Source organism: Mycobacterium sp. (assembly GCF_050701675.1).
Lineage (GTDB): Bacteria > Actinomycetota > Actinomycetes > Mycobacteriales > Mycobacteriaceae > Mycobacterium.
In genome coordinates, this window is sequence record NZ_JBOGDD010001348.1 from 1 (window position 1) to 2,328 (window position 2,328).

At 70.4% G+C, this 2,328-nt stretch carries 2 protein-coding genes; both read left to right on the forward strand.

The genetic code is table 11. The features are described from left to right. The coding region (gene egtA, locus ACRDUX_RS41645; protein WP_526423551.1) for an ergothioneine biosynthesis glutamate--cysteine ligase EgtA at nucleotides 1-962 on the forward strand (962 nt) is incomplete at its 5' end. After that, nucleotides 959-2,260 carry an ergothioneine biosynthesis protein EgtB gene (egtB, locus tag ACRDUX_RS41650; protein ID WP_526423553.1) on the forward strand — a complete coding sequence of 434 codons (1,302 nt, stop codon included), beginning with the start codon at nucleotides 959-961 and terminating at the stop codon, nucleotides 2,258-2,260. The genes egtA and egtB, both read left to right, overlap by 4 nt. Nucleotides 2,261-2,328 lie beyond the last annotated feature (68 nt).

Genomic DNA, 2,328 nt, shown 5'->3' on the forward strand with positions numbered 1-2,328 from the left:
TGCGGGCCGACCGGGCGGTGCTGAAGGACGCGTTCGCTCAGCACGGTCTCGGCCTGGTGCTGCTGGGTGCCGACCCGCTGCGACCACCCAGGAGGGTCAACCCTGGCGACCGCTACCGCGCCATGGAGCAGTTCTTCGCGGCCAGTGGCACCACCGACGCCGGCGCGGCGATGATGACGTCGACCGCGTCGGTGCAGGTCAATCTCGACGCAGGTCCGCGCGAGGGCTGGGCGGCCCGGGTTCGCCTCGCGCACGCGCTCGGGCCGACGATGATCGCCATCTCCGCCAATTCGCCGTTACTGGGCGCCGAATTCTCCGGCTGGCGCAGCACCCGGCAGCGGGTGTGGAGCCAGCTCGACTCGGCGCGCTGTGGCCCGGTGCTCGGCGCCAGCGGTGGTGATCCGGCCGACGACTGGGTCCGCTATGCGCTGAAGGCGCCCGTGATGCTGGTGCAGGGCCGCGAGACGGTGCCGATGACCGAGGTGGTGCCCTTCGAGGACTGGGCCGACGGCCGCGCGTTGCTCGGCGGTCGTCGCCCGACCGGAGCCGATCTCGACTATCACCTCACGACGTTGTTTCCGCCGGTGCGGCCGCGCGGATTCCTCGAGATCCGCTACCTCGATAGCACCCCCGACGACGTCTGGCCCGCGGTCGTCTTCACGCTGGCCACGCTGCTCGACGATCACGCGGCCGCCGAGGTCGCCGCTGAGGCCACCGAGTCGGTCGCCACGGAGTGGGACCTGGCAGCCAGGGTCGGGCTCGGTGACCCGCGGCTGCGGGAGGCGGCCGTGCGCTGCGTCCGGACCGCCGCCGAACTGGCACCCGTGGAATTACACGACGCGATGCAGAGGTTGTTGACTCAGGTGGAACAGGGCAGGAGTTCGGCCGACGACTTCTCCGACCTCGTCGTCGGCAATGGCGTCCAGGAAGCGGTGAGCCGAGTGGCGGGGCGAACGGTGTGACGACGCGAGAAGCGCTGGCCAGGGATCTCTCGGTGGCGCGTGAGCGCACCCTGGCGCTGGTGGAGATCGACGATGCCGAACTGCTGCGCCAGTACGACCCGCTGATGAGCCCGCTGGTGTGGGATCTCGCCCACATCGGCTGGCAGGAGGAGATGTGGCTGCTCCGCGGAAATGATCCGCGCAGGCCCGGGCTGCTGCCGCCGGCCGTCGAGGGGCTCTACGACGCCTTCGCGCACTCACGTGCCAGCCGCGCCGACCTGCCGCTGCTGCCCCCCGAGGACGCGCGTGCGTTCTGCGGCACGGTGCGCGCGAAAGCCCTTGACGCACTTGATGTCCTACCCGCCGAAGACGGCACGGGTGTCGACCCGGCCTTCGTCTTCGGCCTGGTGGTGAGCCACGAGAACCAGCACGACGAGACCATGCTGCAGGCGCTGAGCATCCGCACCGGGCCACCGATCCTTGGCCGCGGCACACCGCTGCCAATGGGACGCTCCGACGTGGCGGGCACGTCGGTGTCGGTGCCGGGCGGCCCGTTCGTCCTCGGCGTGACGGCCGCCGATGAACCCATGTCGCTGGACAACGAACGCGATGCGCACGTCGTCGACGTGCCGTCCTTCCGGATCGGACGCGTCCCCGTCACGAACGGGGAGTGGCGCGAGTTCATCGACGACGGCGGTTACCGCGAGCCGCGGTGGTGGTCCGAAGCCGGCTGGGCGCACCGCGTCGAGGCGGGGTTGACGGGGCCCAAGTTCTGGGAGGCCGACGGGACGCGCAGGCGGTTCGGGTACCTCGAGGACATCCCCGCCGACGAACCCGTTCAGCACGTCACCTTCTTCGAAGCCGAGGCATACGCCGCGTGGGCGGGTGCCCGGCTGCCCACGGAGATGGAGTGGGAGAAGGCCTGCGCGTGGGACCCGGCGACGGGCGCGCGCCGCCGATTCCCATGGGGCTCTTTAGAACCCACTGCCGCGCTGGTGAATCTGGGCGGCGAGGCGTTGCGGCCCGCGCCGGTCGGGGCGTATCCGGCAGGAGCTTCGGCCTACGGAGCCGAGCAGATGCTCGGCGACGTGTGGGAGTGGACCACGTCGGTGCTGCGGCCGTGGCCGGGGTTCACGCCGATGCTCTACGAGCAGTATTCGCGACCGTTCTTCGAGGGTTCCGGGGCTGGTGACTACAGGGTCCTTCGTGGCGGCGCGTGGTCGGTCGCCTCGAGCATCCTGCGGCCCAGCTTCCGTAACTGGGACCACCCGATCCGCCGTCAGATCTTCTCGGGGCTGCGGTTGGCCTGGGATGCCTGATGTGTAGACACCTCGGCTGGCTCGGCGAGCCCATGGATCTGGATTGGCTCGTGCTCAAGCACCCGTAC